Source organism: Ensifer oleiphilus (genome assembly GCF_013371465.1).
Lineage (GTDB): Bacteria > Pseudomonadota > Alphaproteobacteria > Rhizobiales > Rhizobiaceae > Ensifer > Ensifer oleiphilus.
Genome location: NZ_JABWDU010000003.1, coordinates 133,573 through 149,384, shown reverse-complemented (window position 1 = coordinate 149,384; position 15,812 = coordinate 133,573). Strand labels below are relative to the sequence as shown.

Below are 15,812 nucleotides of genomic sequence, written 5' to 3'. Positions count from 1 at the left end.
GTCAGAGCCATACCGCGCCGGCCCTGGAAGGCGCGACGCGGGAGGGCAGTTTAGTCTTCGTTGGCCGCGAGCTGTGCCAGCACTTCCCCGCGCCCGCGCGCCCTGAGGATCAACGGGATGATCAGGGCTGCAGCGGCGATGACCAGCAGCACGGCTGCGATCGGCGAGGTGAAGAGCACGCTCACGTCGCCCTGGCTGATGGCCAGCGCGCGGCGGAGCTGCTGCTCGGCGAGCGGTCCGAGGATCAGGCCGACGACGACAGGCGCAATCGGATAGCCGAAGACGCGCATCGCATAGCCGAGCAGACCGAAGGCGAGCAGCATGCCCAGTTCGTAGACCGACGGGTTGGCGCCGATGGTGCCGAGCGTCGCAAACAAGAGAATGCCGGCATAGAGCCATGGCTTCGGGATGGTCAGCAGCTTCACCCAGAGCCCGATCAGCGGCAGGTTCAGGACCAAGAGCATGAAGTTGGCAATCAAGAGGCTGGCGATCAGACCCCAGACGAGCTGCGGATTGGTCGCAAACAACAGCGGGCCGGGCTGCAGGCCGTACTGCTGGAAGCCGGCCAGCATGATTGCCGCGGTCGCCGTCGTCGGCAGGCCGAGCGTCAGGAGGGGCACGAGCGTGCCGGCGGCCGACGCGTTGTTGGCGGCTTCCGGGCCGGCGACGCCTTCGATGGCGCCGTGACCGAACTCTTCTGGATGTTTCGCCAGGCGCTTTTCCGCCGCATAGGACAGGAAGGTGCCGATTTCGGCGCCGCCGGCCGGCATCGCGCCGATCGGGAAGCCGATGAACGTGCCGCGAAGCCAGGGCTTCCACGAGCGTGCCCAGTCGAGCTTGCTCATCCAGATCGAGCCGCGCACGGCCTCAACCTTGTCAGGACCCTTTTCTCCCTGTGCGGCAATGAACAGCGTCTCGCCGATCGCAAACATCGCCACGGCGAGCGTGGTGACTTCGATGCCGTCGAGCAGTTCGGGAACGCCGAAGGAGAGGCGCGCCTGGCCGGTCAACTGGTCGATGCCGACGACGGAAAGCGCCAGGCCGACGAACAGTGCGGTCAGGCCGCGAAGGGTGCTGTCGCCGAACGCCGAAGAAACGGTCACGAAGGCGAGAACCATCAGCGCGAAATATTCGCGCGGACCGAAGACCAGGGCGAGCTTGACTATATAGGGCGCGATGAAGGCAAGGCCGAGCGTCGCGATCAGGCCGGCAACGAACGAGCCGATGGCGGCGGTGGCAAGTGCTGGCCCGCCCCGTCCGGCGCGCGCCATCTTGTTGCCTTCGAGCGCGGTGACGATCGAGGCGCTTTCGCCCGGCGTGTTGAGCAGGATCGATGTGGTCGAGCCGCCATACATGCCGCCGTAATAAATGCCGGCGAACATGATCAGCGAACCGGCGGGATCGAGCTGATAGGTGACGGGTAGCAGAAGTGCCACGGTCAGGGCCGGGCCGATGCCGGGGAGAACGCCGACAGCAGTGCCGAGCGTTACGCCGATCAGCGCATAGAGCAGGTTCATCGGCTGGGCAGCAACCCACAGTCCCTGCAACAGGAATTCAAAAGTAGCCATGGTCTACGGCCCTCTTAGAAGAACAGGTGTTCGAGCGGCCCTGCGGGCAGCGACAACTGCAGGAGCTTGGCGAAAATCACCCACACGGCAAAACAGAGCGCAATGCCGACTGGCAACGAGAACCAGAGCTTGCGTTTCCCAAATCCGCGCGCGGTGAGCGCAAAGAGAATGCCGGTTGCGATCGAAAAGCCTGCGACGTTCAACAGCAGCATCTGCGCTGCAAGCCCGGCGACGATCCAGATGACCGGCGAGATTTCCTGGTGCTCACGCTCGGGGAAATCGTTGCGGAATGCGGCAAAGACGGTCCAGACGGCAAGGCCCGCGAGGCAGCAGGCTATGGCATAGGGTACTGTCGTCGGTCCGACCTGGGAGTAACCGGCAGCGCCCGAAAGGCGCGACACGTCCCAGAAAATGAGGCCAGCGATGGCGGCGAGCACAGCCGCGATGAAGAGCGCCGCCCGATCCGGGCGACGCGTTGTGGTTGAAGGGTTGAGCCCCTTGTTCATTTCACCAGTCCAATGTCCTTGAGGACGCCTTCGGTTGCCGCAACGTCCTTGTCGAGTTGGGCGGCGAAAGCGTCGCCGGAGAGGTAGCTGTCCTGCCAGCCCTTGGTCTTGAGCACTTCCTGCCAGCCGGCCGACTTGGCGAGCTTTTCGACGTCGGCAGAAACGGCTGCCTTCTGCTCGTCGGTGAGGCCCGGAGCGGCTGCAACCATGCGCCAGTTTTCAACGACGACATCGAGGCCGGATTCCTTCAGCGTCGGGGCGTCGATGCCGGCGAGGCGCTCGCCGCTCGAGACTGCAATCAGGCGCAACGTGCCGGCCTTCACCTGGGCTTCGAACTCGCCGTAGCCGGAGATGCCGGCCGTGACCTGGCTGCCGAGAATGGCTGCAAGCGCTTCGCCGCCGCCGGAGTAGGCGATGTAGTTGATCTTGGTCGGGTCGACGCCCGCTGCCTTGGCGATCAGGCCAACGGCGATGTGGTCGGTACCGCCGGCAGAGCCGCCAGCCCACGACACGGCGCCCGGATCCTTTTTGAGGGCCGCAACGAGGTCGGCCATCGTCTTGATCTCGGAAGCGGCCGGAACGACGATCGCTTCAAATTCGCCGGTGAGGCGCGCGATTGGGGTAACGTCCTTGAGAGTGACCGGCGACTTGTTGGTCAGGATCGCACCGACCATGACGTAACCGCCGACGATGAGCGCGTTCGGGTTGCCCTTCTGCTGGCTTGCGAACTGGGCGAGGCCGATGGTACCGCCGGCGCCCGGAACGTTCTGGACCTGAACGTTGCCGGAGATGCCTTCCTGCTGCAGGACGGTCTGGAGCGAACGGGCCGTCTGGTCCCAGCCGCCGCCCGGATTCGCCGGAGCGATGATGGTGTAGTCAGCCGCATAGGCCGGCAGCGCCATTGCGCCGGCGAGAATGGATGCCAGGAAAAAGTGTTTCAAGGTCAGTCCTCCATGAGGCGCGATTTTCCACGCGCACGTTGTTTCTGCGTGCGAACGGGAAGGCGCGACGGTGCCCGAAGACCCTTGTCGCTGACCGGATTGGTGACTTCCTCCCAGTGCGCAACCGGCGGGCCCGCCTCCACGGGGCGCCAGTGACTGCTAAGCCATCATAGAAAGCTGACATTAAGCTGACATCAAGCCCTCAATGCGAAAATGAAACGCGGTGTTTACGAAATCTTAGACGGTTCTTGCCGTCAGGCGGCCTGGCCGCAGGATCAAAAGCGGAGCCGCGGGCCAGTCGCCGTCTGCAGGTTGGGTCACGGGTTCTGCCCGGAGGTTAGAATCAGTTGGTCTGATCGCGTGTTTCGGCGGCGGACTCGTGCCGGATGGCGGCTTGCAGCGGGCATGCCACCAATGCGTATGCCCACCGCGCGGTGAAACGCTGATCTAACCCGCAGTCTCCGCACCATTGAGATGAAGGGAGAAGCCGGTTGCAGTGGGCTCGCCCAAGCCGGGACGCAACTCGAGGCTCGGGATCAGATAGTCGCCGCCGTTCTGGCGCCGGTACGGAATGGGTGGTGTGGTCGAAAGGGTACGCATCCTCTCGCGCAGGCGCTCCGCAATATCTTCGAAGCCGGCTTCGTCAATGCGATCGACCCGGTAGGCGACGAAAGGTGGCAGCACATTATATCCGGGGTAGTAGAGGATGCCGTGGTTGATGGGGAACAGGAGGTCGTCGATCGGTCCGTTGACGCCGCGCGCCGAGTAGTGCTCCTGCCAACCGCCGGTGGTGACGATCAGCATTGCCCGCTTGCCCTTGAACGTGCCCTCGCCAAACCGATCGCCCCAATGGGCGTCGCTGTGCTCGCCCACGCCGTAGGCAAATCCATAGGCGTAGACTCGATCGACCCAGCCTTTCAGGATCGCCGGCATCGTGTACCACCAGAGCGGAAACTGCAGGATGAGCGTATCCGCCCATAGCAGCTTCTCATGTTCAACCGTCACATCCTTGGTCAACTGGCCGGCTGCAAAGGCGGCTTTGGAGGCGCGGCTCGGTTGAAACGGCGTTTCGTGGTCAAGAGACGGGAAGTCGGGCCGATCGATTTCGGACTTCCAATTGTCGGCGTAAAGGTCGGAAACCCTGACTTCGTGCCCCTGGGCCTCCAGTTCACGGATGGCGACGTCGCGAAGAGATCCGTTGAGTGAACGCGGCTCCGGATGGGCGAAAACAAGCAAGACTTTCATGATCAGCATTCCTTTGATGAGAAACCGACCCTCGATGTAGACAGCATCGCATTGCTGCACTAGATCTACGCAATGGATATGATTGTGCCGGAAAATGGATAAATCGGATATCACGCTCGACCGCATCAGGACCTTCGTTCGTGTTGCCGAACGCGGCAGCCTGTCGGCCGTTGCGCGCGAACTTGGGCTCGGGCAGTCGACAGTCACGCGGCAGTTGCGTGAACTGGAACAGGCACTCGGCGTGCCTCTCATCAGCCGCACCACCCGGCGCGTGACGATGACCGACGAGGGCAGCCAGTACTATGCCAACAGCGTCCAGATCCTGCGTCTGGTGGAGCAGGCCGCCGATGAGGCACGCGGCACCCGCGGGGCCTCGGCCGGGACGATCCGGGTGTCCTCAACTGCGGCTTTCGGCGTGCTGCACGCCACGCGGTTGATCTTTGCCTTCCAGGAGCGCTACCCGGATATCGGTGTCGATCTCAACCTGACGGACGAGCGCATCGATCTTGTGCGGGAGGGGATCGATATCGCGCTGCGTTTGGCGCCGCTGACCGACAGCTCCATGAAGTTACGGGCGCTGGGCCAAAGCCGGCGTCTGCTCGTTGCCGCGCCTGACTATCTGGCCAAACGTGGAATGCCGATCGTTCCCAGAGATCTGTCGGACCATGAGGGTATTCGCATGTCGAATGTGGCAGGCAGCGACCTGCTGGAGCTTCACGGCGAGAACGGCGAGCGGCATAGGGTGCCTTTCCATGGCCGTCTGCGCGTGGACCATGGGCTGGCAGTGCGCGAGGCGCTCGTCGCTGGCCGCGGGATCGCTCCGACCCACCGTTGGCTCGTCGACGATCTGCTTGCCGCCGGCCGGTTGGTGCCCGTCCTGCCGGAATATCTTCTGCCGTCCGTGCCGTTGAGCATGCTGATCGCGCCCGAGCGTGCAGGCATTGCCCGGGTGCGGTTGCTCGTCGACGATCTGGCTGAGCGGATCGGCGGAATTCCGGGCCTGGAATGAACGGCTTGCATTGACGCACGACAGTCCATGGTTGCCCGCGATGTTCGCGGTCGTGCTCTGCCGCCTTAGACCCAAGACATTCAGTGTCGAAATGCTTTGGCTAATGGAGCCGCAGGACCTCGTTCCAGCGGGCAATGAGCCGCGACCGCTTGACCTGATCGAGATAGACCATCAGTCCCGGGCTGACGGGCACGGGACGCAACTGCGCGCCAAGCATTTCCTGCATCGTGTTGGCGGTGTTTTCTCCGGCGACATCGGGGCTGACGGCCGGGATCTGCAATTGCCGCGCCATGATCGTCTGGCCTTCCTTCGACATGAAGAATTCCAGGTATCGGCGGCCGAGGTCGGGATTGGCGGACGCCTGCGGCACCAAGCCGATCCGCGACATCACCACGGTGTAGTCCTTTGGCAGCACGATGCCGACGTCCGGGTGGCGTTTTGCCCAATCGGCAGCGTAGGAGCCGAGGATGTTGTAGCCGAGCACGAACCGTCCATCGGCGACACGCTCCAGAATGGCCTGGCTGGTCGAATAGAGTTTGACGCCGGCAGCGCCCATGGCCTGGATGACGTCCCAGATATCGTCGAACTGTTCCTGGTCGCGTGACATGAAGAGAAAGCCGACGCCAGAGCGCTCGATGTCATAGGTGCCGATCCGGCCGAAGACATCGGCACCATGGCGCTTGAGATAGGCAACGAACTCGGCACGGGTGGAGGGCGGGGCTTCCTTGGCAAAGCTCGGCTTATGGTAGACGAAGACGGCCGGCTCGAAGGTGAGCGCGTAGGCGGTGTTGCGCCAATTGGCCCAGGCCGGCCAGCGACCGCTCATCGGCATGTCGCTGCGCTGGGCATAGCCGTCGTTGCTGAGCTTGACTTGCAGATCCATTGCGGACGAGAAGGCGAAGTCCGCGGTCTTCAGCCCCGCGTCGGTTTCCTTGACGATACGGTCGTAGATCTCACCCGTCAGCATATCCTCATAACGCACGGCAACATCCGGATTGGCCTGTTGAAAGCCTAGGATCATTGGTTTGGCCAAGGGCTCGTCGAGCGAGGAGTAGACGACCAGCGTCCGGGCATCCGAGGCGCCCGACAGTGCCGGGAAAATGACCGGTGCGGCCAGAAGCAGCCGGGGACAGAGAGCGAAAAAGAGAAAAGAAATCAAGTACCGCATAAAACCACAATGCCTCAGCGCGCCACCGTTCACAAGCAAGCCGACGGCGGATAGAGTGGAGCGGGGAGTAAAGACAATTGCGCATATTGCTCGTTGAAGACAATCAGGTCCTGGCCGAGGGCCTGTCGGCCATCCTGCGCGGTAGCGGCTATGCCGTGGATGTCGTCAGCGATGGCGCATCGGCTCACGCGGTTGCCGCCGCCGAGACATTTGATCTGGTGATCCTTGACCTCAACCTGCCCGAGATGGACGGGCTTGAGGTCTTGAGGGCGATGCGTGCCCGGCAGAACAGCGCTGCGGTCCTGATCTTGACGGCAAGGGGCACGCCGGAGGAGCGCGTGAAGGGCCTCGACCTTGGCGCCGACGATTACATGATCAAGCCGTTCGATATCGGCGAGTTCGAAGCGCGCGTGCGCGTGCTGCTTCGAAGGCAGGCGGGCTTGCGGGCGTCGACGGTCAGCTATGGCAATGTGTCACTCGATCTCAATGCGCGCAGCTTTTCCTCCGGCGGCGTGCCGATCGAAATCCCGGCGCGTGAACTCGGTCTGCTCGAACTCCTGTTCATGCGGGCCGGTAAGGTCGTCGCCAAGGAGGCGATCATGCAGTCGCTGACGGGTTTTGACGACGACCTCAGCCCGAACGCGATCGAGCAATATGTCAGCCGCCTGAGGAAGCGGCTTGCGCCCCATGGGCTGACGGTCAGAACGGCGCGCGGTATCGGCTACTATCTCGACAAAGCGGCCGGGCCCGAATGAGGTCGGCGGTCTACTCCCTCCGCCGGAGGCTGCTTGGCTGGCTGTTGATCTCCACTGCGGTCATCGGCGTCATCGCGCTGATGGACACCTATCGCGAAGCTGTCGCGACGGCCAACGTCGTCTCGGACCGTGTTCTTGCCGGCTCGGCTCTGGCGATCGCCGAGCGCGTTGTTGTCGCCGAGGATGGATCGCTCGAGGTCGACATTCCCTATGTGGCGTTGGAAATGCTGACATCGGCTGCGCAGGACCGCGTCTTCTACCGGGTCGATGGCCCGCCGGGGCAATTCATCACCGGTTACCAGACGCTTCCTTCGCTTGACGAGGTTCCGGGAAGCTCGACGAGCTTTGCCGACGCCTCGTTCCGCGGCGAGCCAATCCGCATCGCGGCCCTTCGCCGTTCGGCCTCGACCGGCATCAACTCGGTTCCCTTCGTCGTGACCGTTGCTGAAACGACGATCGCGCGCAGGCAGCTGGCGCAGACGATCCTCGTTCGCTCCGCTTTGCGCCTTGGTCTGATGATCGCCGGTGCCGCAGTCATCGTCTGGATTGCGGTTACCTTCTCTCTGAGGCCGCTCTATCGCCTGGGTGATGCGATCGCCGAGCGCAGCCCCGACGATCTGCATCCGATCGGCGAGCGTGTGCCGAACGAAGTCCAGGGACTGGTTGATACCGTCAATTCCTTCATGGGGCGGCTTCAGTCCGCGCTCGAAGCGCTGCGCAACTTTACCGGCAATGCCAGCCATCAATTGCGCACGCCGCTTGCGATCATCCGCACGCAGCTGGCGCTCGCACTGCGCGCCGGGTCGATCGAAGACACAAAGATAGCGGTGAAGAAGGCCGATGAGGCCGTGGCGAATGCCGAGCGCATCCTGGCGCAACTGCTGCTGATGGCGAAGATCGACGCTGCCGGCAAAGATGAGGCACGGAAGCTTGAACGGATAGACCTGGTCGAGCTGACGCGCGGCATCACAGCCGAGCATGTACCGGCCGCTGGAGACGCCGGCATTGATCTCGGGTTCGACGGCGAGGGCGAAGCCTTCGTTCGTGTCGAGCCCCTGCTGGTTGGCGAGATGCTGAAGAACCTCATCGGCAATGCGTTGCTCTACGCCGGGCGCGGCGCCGAGGTGACCACCCGGGTGACAGAGAAGGAAGGTTTCGTGTCTTTGGAAGTCGAGGACAACGGGCCGGGGATCAGGCCCGAACTGCGCGAGAGCGTGCTGAGAAGGTTTCAGCGGGGCGCCAGCGAAGCTCCGGGAACGGGGCTGGGCCTGCCGATTGTCGAGGAAATTGCAGCACTTTATGGCGCACGAACGAGCCTTGGTGATGGGGCGGGTGGATGCGGGCTTAAAGTTGCCATCCTGTTTCCGGCCGGATGAGCAAGGAGCCGGTCAGTACTCATCCAGCGCCACAGATAGGGCAGGCCGGACAAGGACTGGAGTAAGCGCTTTAGCGGCTGCGCTGGCCGAAGAGGGAAGCTGTTTCGCGGGTCTGGACCCGAAGCATCGCGTTCCAAAGCTGAAGAACGAAACGCGGCTGGAACTGGCTCGCAAGCTTGCGCTGCGACAACATGATAAATCTCCGATAGTTTTGGATGGCGGACATATAGTTGATCGCGGGTTCAATTTCCAGAGCAGTTGTGTCGTGGCAGCTTTGCGCGGCAAGCATATCTTCATTCGGGCGAAGCGTAACTTGCGTGACCGAGCGAATTTCGACTTGCAGATCCGATCAGAGCCTGCACCGTTTAGTGCGTTTATGGAGCGAGTGCCAGTGCCGCGTGATCTCCGCCTGCTCTCATGAAGCGCGGCGGTCACTTTGTTCATGATCAAAACCACCCCTGAATGCGGCCAGTCTTCATGCGCGGTAATCTGCCTTGCGCGAGGCGGCGTCGTCACACGGAGCGGTAAGCGATGAGACGCGCGTCTCGAAATTATTCACCCGAGATATCCTTTGCCTTGGCTGGACTATACCCGTGCCTCCCAGGTCGCGGGGCGCGAGAACGTTACGACGTTTGATACGCGCTGTTTCGCACCACCTTCAAATTCAGATGATCAGCCAGTCGCATTGCGAGTGCAAGGATCATCAATGTGGGATTGGCGTGACCACTGGTTGGGAACACCGAGCCCCCGGCAACATACAAATTGTCCACGCCGTGAACTCTGCAGTCGGGGTCGACGACACCCTTCGTCCGATCGGTCGCCATACGCGTCGTGCCAAGCGTGTGCGCCATGTCAATAATGACGAGATCTTGTGGCCGGTCTCTTGTCCAGGATTCCAGAATAGGGGTGGGCAGCTCGGCCCCAGCAAGAGCCTGATGCGATAATTCGGCAATTCTGAGCAATGTCTTGCGTTCGAGATCGCCAATGCGCCAGTCGATCTTGGCCAGCGGCACGCCGAATCGGTCCTTTCTATCACTGAGGGTTATCCTGCTTGAGGGATCCGGCGCCTGTTCGCAGATCGCTTCGATTCTCAAGCCGGACAACTTGTGTGGCAGCCCACGAGACTGAAACTCTTCGGCAACGAGATTGGGTGAAAGCAGGATTGCACCGTTCACGAAGAAATCCTTGATGATCTTGGGTGTTCGGGTGTCCGATAGGATTTTCATGCCGATCCCTCTGGCAATGAAACCGGACCCGGAAACAACGGAGAGCAAATCTCGTCCGAGATCGGAGCTGCGCGAGTTCAAAAGCTTCTTCAAGGCAACCCATGGATCGTCGGGGGCACGTTCAGTTGAGAAGAAGACAGCAGCATTCAGGACTTGGTCGCGCTCTTGCACCTCCGGAGTAGGAGCCAGGCCGTGCGCGAACATGTGCGCACGCTTTTCATGGTGGAGCCCATAGAAGCCGAAGTGCTTTGTTAGCTCCGCAATTTGATCAGTCTGGAATCTCCCAACACGTGCTGCAATGTGATCCATCAGGTATCGCCCGACGACATCGAAGTGATTGCCTATGCCTTTTGAGCAGACATCATTGGACGCTAGCAACAACCGGGCATTCTCAATTCCGCCGCAGGCCAGCACACAGAATGTGGCGTTGATGCGAGCGCATTTGCCACCCAAGCTCACAACGTCTATGTGCGAAAACTTCGATCCTTCGCGGTTCAGGCCCACGCATCTCACCGTCGCGTCAAGAAGAACATGCAAATTGGCAGGGCGGCGAGCCAGGAACTCTTGGCCGAACCGCATGATGTCAAGGCGATCGATGCGCGAACGAGCAAATTGCCAATAGAATGAATGCAGACCTTCCTTGTCGAAGCGTCCCGGCGGTTGCTTCGGGCTGAGGTTCAAGACATCCATCGCCCGCAGGAGATAGGGAATGATGTGCTGGTAATCCATTGGCCACCCGGAATGTGGCACCCAGCTTCTCGCCTTGAAGTCGAGTTCATCAAACGGAGCTGATTTTCCGGCCCATGCGTGCGTTGATCCCCCAAACGCCCTGCACCGAACGCCATAACGCTGCACATCAGGTGACCAGAACCTGGCCTGCGAGCCATGAAATTTTGTTCTCTTGTGGATCTGCGCCTCGGTTTGAAGCTCGCCGATGTTTTCAACTTCATTGAGCGCGGAATGCTCGGAGGTCTCGAGTTCTTCCCCGCTCTCTACGACCAGCACCTTTCTGTCCGGTCCCGAACACTGTTCAGCGATTGTCAGACCAGCAGGGCCAGCCCCGACGATAACGATATCGGCCGAAATGATGGAATTATCATCCAATTCCGCAAGGCGCGAGATTCTCATTTCAAGCACACACTCTTCAAGTATGCGCCGACTATCCCTATGGTCAGACTTGGATGAGCGGAGCGGCGACTGATTTCGTCAGGCTGAATGACTCCAGGAACAAGCCTTTGCACTTGTGGCTTGAGCGAACTTACGGCGCTGCAGTCCCGGTGTGCCTGAACGCCTTTCTCCATCAGCCCCTCCAGCCCTAATGCTTGTGACTTTACAGGCCCTGACGCCCGCCAACGTTGCGCTGGATCAACTCGTCGATCAGCACGACGCTGCGCGGGTTCATCGGTCAGCGCAGCACGGCGTTAACTGCTAGCTGTACTCGGGAGTGTGAGGGATTTCGCCCAAATCTGTTGCCTGATCCATTGCCCGAGACAACCAAGCGCGGCATGATCTGCGGCATGCTTCACCACCTAGATCCAGAAAGCTTTATTGTGCGCGCCGAGGTTCATATCCTCGGTATCGAGCCCAAGATCAGACGCACTCTCGAACTGCCAATCTCCCTCAATCTTGCCCAACTTCACGAGGTCCTGCAGGCCGCCTTTGGCTGGACCGATAGCCATCTGCATCAGTTTAATATTGGTGGTCTCATCTACGGAGCCCCGGAGTTCGATGAGGACGGTCTGTCCGACAGCCGCACCTTCGAGGCGACCGAGGTCAGGATGATCGACTTTCACTTTCCCTACGACCCCGAGGAAGACCCTCTCACGATCCTCTACGAATACGACTTTGGCGATGGTTGGCTTCATTTGCTGCGTTTGGCGCGCGTCGTGCGCGAGCAGAATGCAGTATATCCCCGCTGTATCGCGGCCGAACGCTCCGGCCCTCCCGAAGATGTTGGCGGGCCTTCAGGTTATGCCGACTTCCTTGAGGGATGGATTGATCCCGACCACGAAGAGCATAAGGCGTTGCGTCGATGGGTCGGCCGTAAGTTCCATCCCGAGATCTGCAACGTTGACGTCATCAACAAATCTATCGCCAAAGCCTTGCGCGCATCGAAAGGGGACTATCGCTTCCGTCGAGAAAGCGATCATGGTTGACAAACTGGCAACACTTCAGCGCCAAAGTCCAAGGCGCATCCAAAAAGGCGAGGGGAACAAGGATATTCAGTTGAAAGTACGGTTGATGCATTTTCTGGATGCTTCATTCGCTTCAGCCTGATGTCGGCGCAAGCTCATCGCCAAAGGCGCCTCCAATGACGGGTTGCCTCGCCCGATGGCTTGCGTTGATCCCCGTCAATGTCGGAGCGACCGCAATCAGATATTCTTAGAAAGTCGCGCACCATCAAATCGATTTCAGGTTCGTGCCAGGTCGATCGGCATGCGCACATTGGCTAAATGCGTTCGGATAGATCCCCGATGAGAACCGATACCGATGTTTTCAAAGACTTTAGGCTGAACGCCACGGCTTTTCGCTTGTTTCACAAAGCCTCCAGTGTCGGCGAAAAGCGGGGAACCTTAGCGTCGGTCGCCGCCATCTTGCTGTCTTATCTAACAATCTTGATCTTTGTGAGTTCCGCGCAGGCAGCACACTGCAAAAGCTGGCCGAAGCCAGGCGTGAACTGGAGCGAATGCAACAAGAGCCGCCTCATGCTTGCTGGCGCGAACTTGGAAAGCGCCAACCTATTTAACGCGAATTTCACCATGACCGATCTCCGCGACGCAAACCTAAGCTTCGCCAATCTCGAAAAGACAAAGCTAGTGCGCGCCTCGCTGGCCGGGGCCAGTGCTAGGAAGGCAACTTTTGCTCGAGCCGAAGCTCACCGGGCCAGCTTTGTCCGCTTCTCCGCCAAAGACGTTTCTTTTGAAAGTGCCGAGTTACAGCGGACCGACTTCAGTCGGGCGGATCTCGCTAGGGTCAATTTCGAGAAGTCGGAGCTCGGCCGTGCCACGTTCGGTGGTGCGAGGCTGGAAGACGTTCGTTTTTCGCTTGCAAACTTGTCGCGAGCCGACTTCACTGGCGCATCTTTCGCAGGGTTTATTGCATTCGATCGTTCTATTTTATTCCTGACGAGAATAGAGGGGGTCGACCTCTCGACTGCGACCGGCTTGCGGCAAGCTCAGATCGATACAGCCTGCGGGGATGCCGCCACGAAACTACCGGCTGGACTTTCTGTGCCGGCAAGCTGGCCCTGCATGTTCGACTAGGTATGTTCGATGAGATGAGCGTGAATGCTCACTGGTCCGCAAGTGAGATTGCTGTCAATATCCAATCGCGGCAAACACGATCGCCGTCGAAATTCCTGCTGTTACGAGTGCCACCACTAGCATGGTGGCGAATTTTCAAAGCCGATCACGCCTGGCACGCATTTCGCACCGCTCATATGCCACACCATCCTCATGGCTAAGTGTGGCGAGTCGTCGCTTCCGGCATCGACAGCACGCTGAAGCAAGTCGGTAAGGGTGTGGCAGCTTCTCGCTTATGCAAATACGCATATGCTGCAAGCGGCGGTGACTGAACCAGCATGGGATCGTCGACTCCAGACGATTTTCGTGACGTCCCGCCGCTGAGCGATGCTCATGTCTGTCTCCACGGCCGGTTCCACCTCGATCTGGAAAAGCCGGACCGACATCGGCAAAATCACAGCGTGAGCAGTCAGTACAAAATGGGAGTCGGGAATCGAATCCCAATTCCGCTCTTCGAGCCTCCGAAGCAACTAGGCAGCAATCTCCCAATGACAATAGCACAGACAAGCTTTGACCACGGTCAATGTGGCTCTCGCCGTATGGGCTTACTGTCGGGTTTTCCAATCAGGTGAGGAGCAAAAAATGGCTACGAGACGTCAGTTTATCGGCGCGATTCCTGCTGCAGGCGCCGCGTTTGCCGTCGGAGGCAACTTCTTGCTGGAAAACAGTCCTGCGCGAGCATCCACCTCGGCTCAGCCGTTACCAAGCCACTTCCATCCCAAGGGCAAGGCCCCATCCAGCTTTACAAAAGCGATGCTCCAGGATGCCAAGGCAACATTGCCATTCACCGACGTAAGGGACTTCGAAGAGCAGAAGAAGGGCCTAATTGCGCCAATGACTGACATGAAGATCATGGCCGACGCCGGACATGTCGCATGGGACATGGAACGTTTCCAGTTTCTTGATCAGCAGGAGGAGTTTGACAGTATTCATCCATCGCTACACCGTCTTTCGCGCCTCAATAACAACTACGGCCTTTATGAAGTAATTCCCGGCATCTACCAGGTGCGGGGTTTCGACCTTTCGAACATTACGTTTGTTCGCGGCAAGACCGGCTGGATCGTCTTTGACCCGCTGGTGAGCGGTGAACCTGTCAGGGCCGCATGGACCCTCTTTCAAAAACACGTCGGCCTGGGCCTGCCGGTCACCGCCGTGATCTATTCCCACACGCACGGGGACCATTGGGGTGGGGTGCGGTCGATCGTCGATGAAGACGATGTTCGCTCCGGTAAGGTTGCGATGATCGCACCGGCAGAGTTCATGGATTTGACTATTTCTGAGAACGTGTATGCCGGCAACGCGATGAACCGCCGTCTCTTCTATCAATACGGTCTGCTCTTGCCTGCCGCACCTCATGGCTATGTCGGCCAGGGACTAGGACAAGGGGTTTCGGCAGGCGCGACCGGACTGATCGCTCCAAACCGTTTTGTCTCTGACCCCATTGAGGAATTCGAGGTCGACGGCATCCGCATGATCTTTCAGAATACGCCCAATACCGAGGCGCCACGCGAGATGAACACATACATCCCGGACATGAAAGCGCTGTGGATGGCAGAGAATATTATCGCTTCCCTGCATAATATTTATACGCTGCGCGGCGCACCCGTGCGCGATCCGCTCAATTGGTCGAAGTATATCGCCCAGGCGCTTCAACTCTATGGTCAGGAGGCCGAGGTCATGTTTGCGTCGCATCATTGGCCGAGATGGGGCAATGAAAGGGTCCAAGATGTACTCCGTGCGCAGCGCGACCTCTATGCGAACATGAACAATCAGGTCCTTCACCTTGCAAACCAAGGTGTCACGATCAACGAAGTCCATAATGTCTACAGGCTGCCAAAGGGTCTGCAGGAAAAGTGGTATTGCCGCGGCTATCATGGCTCTCCTGAGCATAATGCCCGCGGCGTGATCCAGCGCTATCTGGGTTTCTGGGACTGCAATCCGGCGACACTCATCCCCCTTTCGCCTGCGGATTCGGCGCCGCTCTATGTCGAAATGATGGGTGGCCCAGGGAAAATCTTGGAGAGGGGGCGAGCACTACACGACGAAGGTAAATACCATTTGGCGAGCGAAATTCTAAATAAGCTTGTGCTAGCAGAGCCCAGCAACGGCGACGCTAAGGATCTGCTCGCTGATGTCTTCGAACAACTCGGCTATCAGCAGGAAAACCCGGGATTGCGCAACAGTTTCCTGGCAGCCGCATACGAGCTTAGAACTGGCATACCGCAGGGCGAAACGGCAAATTCGAGCAGCCCGGATGTCATTCGTGCAATGTCGACTGAACTCTTTCTCAACTTTCTCGGCATCCGTATGGATAGCCGCTTGGCGGAGGGCATGCGGTTTACTGTCAATCTGATCATTCCAGACAACGGCGAGAAGTTTATAATCGAAATGGAGAATGCTACACTCACCAACATCGCTGGCTTTCAATCACCGAAGCCTGACCTCACCCTCACGATTAATCGCTCCGACCTTGAGCAGACTATGATGGGTGTGAAGACGCTCGAGGCTCATCTGGCCAGCGGTGCCGCCAAGGCCGATGGTGATATCAGTGTTCTCGCCAAGCTCGCTTCAACAATGGTCGACTTCGATCCGCGATTTGAGATCATGCCGGGAACCAAGGCACGGACGACGGTGATCGCGCATGCAGACCCTTACGAGGCTGTACCGACGAAACCGATCGCTGAATAGAAGCGCAGTTTACGTGTTGCCATTTGAA

14 protein-coding genes are annotated in these 15,812 nt (G+C 59.6%); 7 read left to right on the top strand and 7 right to left on the bottom strand.

All coding sequences use genetic code 11. The features are described from left to right. Positions 1-50: 50 nt before the first annotated feature. From HT585_RS13420 to HT585_RS13405, 4 genes are all read right to left on the bottom strand, one after another. A complete protein-coding gene (locus tag HT585_RS13420; RefSeq protein WP_176353412.1) occupies positions 51-1,568 on the bottom strand; it encodes a tripartite tricarboxylate transporter permease in 1,518 nt (505 codons plus the stop codon). A 14-nt stretch (positions 1,569-1,582) separates the two neighbouring features. Further along, complete coding sequence (locus tag HT585_RS13415) at positions 1,583-2,074, bottom strand: tripartite tricarboxylate transporter TctB family protein (protein ID WP_176353411.1); 492 nt, start codon at positions 2,072-2,074, stop codon at positions 1,583-1,585. Next, positions 2,071-3,015: a Bug family tripartite tricarboxylate transporter substrate binding protein gene (locus HT585_RS13410; RefSeq protein ID WP_173421894.1), complete on the bottom strand. Its 945-nt coding sequence runs from the start codon at positions 3,013-3,015 to the stop codon at positions 2,071-2,073. Before HT585_RS13410 ends, HT585_RS13415 begins: the two co-directional genes overlap by 4 nt. Positions 3,016-3,462: 447 nt before the next feature. Beyond that, positions 3,463-4,260, bottom strand: coding sequence for an NAD(P)H-dependent oxidoreductase (locus HT585_RS13405; RefSeq protein ID WP_176353410.1), 798 nt, complete (start codon positions 4,258-4,260; stop codon positions 3,463-3,465). Between the two features lie 94 nt (positions 4,261-4,354). Between HT585_RS13405 and HT585_RS13400 the strand changes: the two genes are divergently transcribed. Further along, the gene (locus HT585_RS13400) at positions 4,355-5,269 is read left to right on the top strand and encodes a LysR family transcriptional regulator (protein ID WP_176353409.1); all 915 of its coding nucleotides are present in this window, start codon (positions 4,355-4,357) and stop codon (positions 5,267-5,269) included. 100 nt (positions 5,270-5,369) lie between these two features. Here HT585_RS13400 and HT585_RS13395 read toward each other — a convergent pair whose 3' ends face one another. Next, positions 5,370-6,437: an ABC transporter substrate-binding protein gene (locus HT585_RS13395; RefSeq protein ID WP_176353408.1), complete on the bottom strand. Its 1,068-nt coding sequence runs from the start codon at positions 6,435-6,437 to the stop codon at positions 5,370-5,372. Positions 6,438-6,514: 77 nt separating this feature from the next. On the opposite strand from HT585_RS13395, the gene HT585_RS13390 reads away from it, so the two are divergent. Then, on the top strand, positions 6,515-7,192 hold the full coding sequence (locus tag HT585_RS13390; RefSeq protein WP_176353407.1) for a response regulator: 678 nt from the start codon (positions 6,515-6,517) through the stop codon (positions 7,190-7,192). After that, positions 7,189-8,568, top strand: a complete 1,380-nt coding sequence (locus tag HT585_RS13385; protein WP_176353406.1) for a sensor histidine kinase — start codon at positions 7,189-7,191, stop codon at positions 8,566-8,568. The genes HT585_RS13390 and HT585_RS13385 overlap by 4 nt, the downstream gene beginning before the upstream one ends. Positions 8,569-8,638: 70 nt before the next feature. On the opposite strand, the gene HT585_RS13380 is transcribed toward HT585_RS13385, so the two are convergent. Together HT585_RS13380 and HT585_RS13375 are read right to left on the bottom strand one after the other, a co-directional pair. After that, entirely contained in the window at positions 8,639-8,857 is a 219-nt protein-coding gene (locus tag HT585_RS13380; RefSeq protein ID WP_176353296.1) for a hypothetical protein, read from the bottom strand. A 334-nt stretch (positions 8,858-9,191) separates the two neighbouring features. After that, complete coding sequence (locus tag HT585_RS13375) at positions 9,192-10,922, bottom strand: GMC oxidoreductase (RefSeq protein WP_176353405.1); 1,731 nt, start codon at positions 10,920-10,922, stop codon at positions 9,192-9,194. Positions 10,923-11,299: 377 nt separating this feature from the next. On the opposite strand from HT585_RS13375, the gene HT585_RS13370 reads away from it, so the two are divergent. The 4 genes from HT585_RS13370 (at position 11,300) to HT585_RS13360 (ending at position 15,784) form a co-directional block, all read left to right on the top strand. Further along, positions 11,300-11,950 (top strand): plasmid pRiA4b ORF-3 family protein, encoded by a 651-nt coding sequence (locus HT585_RS13370; RefSeq protein WP_176354155.1) that lies wholly within the window; start codon positions 11,300-11,302, stop codon positions 11,948-11,950. Next, positions 11,943-12,071 carry a hypothetical protein gene (locus tag HT585_RS32080; protein ID WP_281410676.1) on the top strand — a complete coding sequence of 43 codons (129 nt, stop codon included), beginning with the start codon at positions 11,943-11,945 and terminating at the stop codon, positions 12,069-12,071. The genes HT585_RS13370 and HT585_RS32080 overlap by 8 nt, the downstream gene beginning before the upstream one ends. A 197-nt stretch (positions 12,072-12,268) precedes the next feature. Then, positions 12,269-13,057, top strand: a complete 789-nt coding sequence (locus HT585_RS13365; RefSeq protein WP_176353404.1) for a pentapeptide repeat-containing protein — start codon at positions 12,269-12,271, stop codon at positions 13,055-13,057. A 621-nt stretch (positions 13,058-13,678) separates the two neighbouring features. Further along, positions 13,679-15,784 (top strand): alkyl/aryl-sulfatase, encoded by a 2,106-nt coding sequence (locus HT585_RS13360; protein ID WP_176353403.1) that lies wholly within the window; start codon positions 13,679-13,681, stop codon positions 15,782-15,784. Positions 15,785-15,812: the final 28 nt, after the last annotated feature.

Bases quoted from the DNA above. Each gene is read 5' to 3' on its own strand.
- HT585_RS13365 (WP_176353404.1), top strand. From the start codon at position 12,269: ATGAGAACCGATACCGATGTTTTCAAAGACTTTAGGCTGAACGCCACG.
- HT585_RS13420 (WP_176353412.1), bottom strand. From the start codon at position 1,568: ATGGCTACTTTTGAATTCCTGTTGCAGGGACTGTGGGTTGCTGCCCAG.
- HT585_RS13380 (WP_176353296.1), bottom strand. From the start codon at position 8,857: ATGCTTGCCGCGCAAAGCTGCCACGACACAACTGCTCTGGAAATTGAA.
- HT585_RS13370 (WP_176354155.1), top strand. From the start codon at position 11,300: ATGATCTGCGGCATGCTTCACCACCTAGATCCAGAAAGCTTTATTGTG.
- HT585_RS13400 (WP_176353409.1), top strand. From the start codon at position 4,355: ATGGATAAATCGGATATCACGCTCGACCGCATCAGGACCTTCGTTCGT.
- HT585_RS13405 (WP_176353410.1), bottom strand. From the start codon at position 4,260: ATGAAAGTCTTGCTTGTTTTCGCCCATCCGGAGCCGCGTTCACTCAAC.
- HT585_RS13375 (WP_176353405.1), bottom strand. From the start codon at position 10,922: ATGAGAATCTCGCGCCTTGCGGAATTGGATGATAATTCCATCATTTCG.
- HT585_RS13395 (WP_176353408.1), bottom strand. From the start codon at position 6,437: ATGCGGTACTTGATTTCTTTTCTCTTTTTCGCTCTCTGTCCCCGGCTG.
- HT585_RS13415 (WP_176353411.1), bottom strand. From the start codon at position 2,074: ATGAACAAGGGGCTCAACCCTTCAACCACAACGCGTCGCCCGGATCGG.
- HT585_RS13385 (WP_176353406.1), top strand. From the start codon at position 7,189: ATGAGGTCGGCGGTCTACTCCCTCCGCCGGAGGCTGCTTGGCTGGCTG.
- HT585_RS32080 (WP_281410676.1), top strand. From the start codon at position 11,943: ATGGTTGACAAACTGGCAACACTTCAGCGCCAAAGTCCAAGGCGCATC.
- HT585_RS13360 (WP_176353403.1), top strand. From the start codon at position 13,679: ATGGCTACGAGACGTCAGTTTATCGGCGCGATTCCTGCTGCAGGCGCC.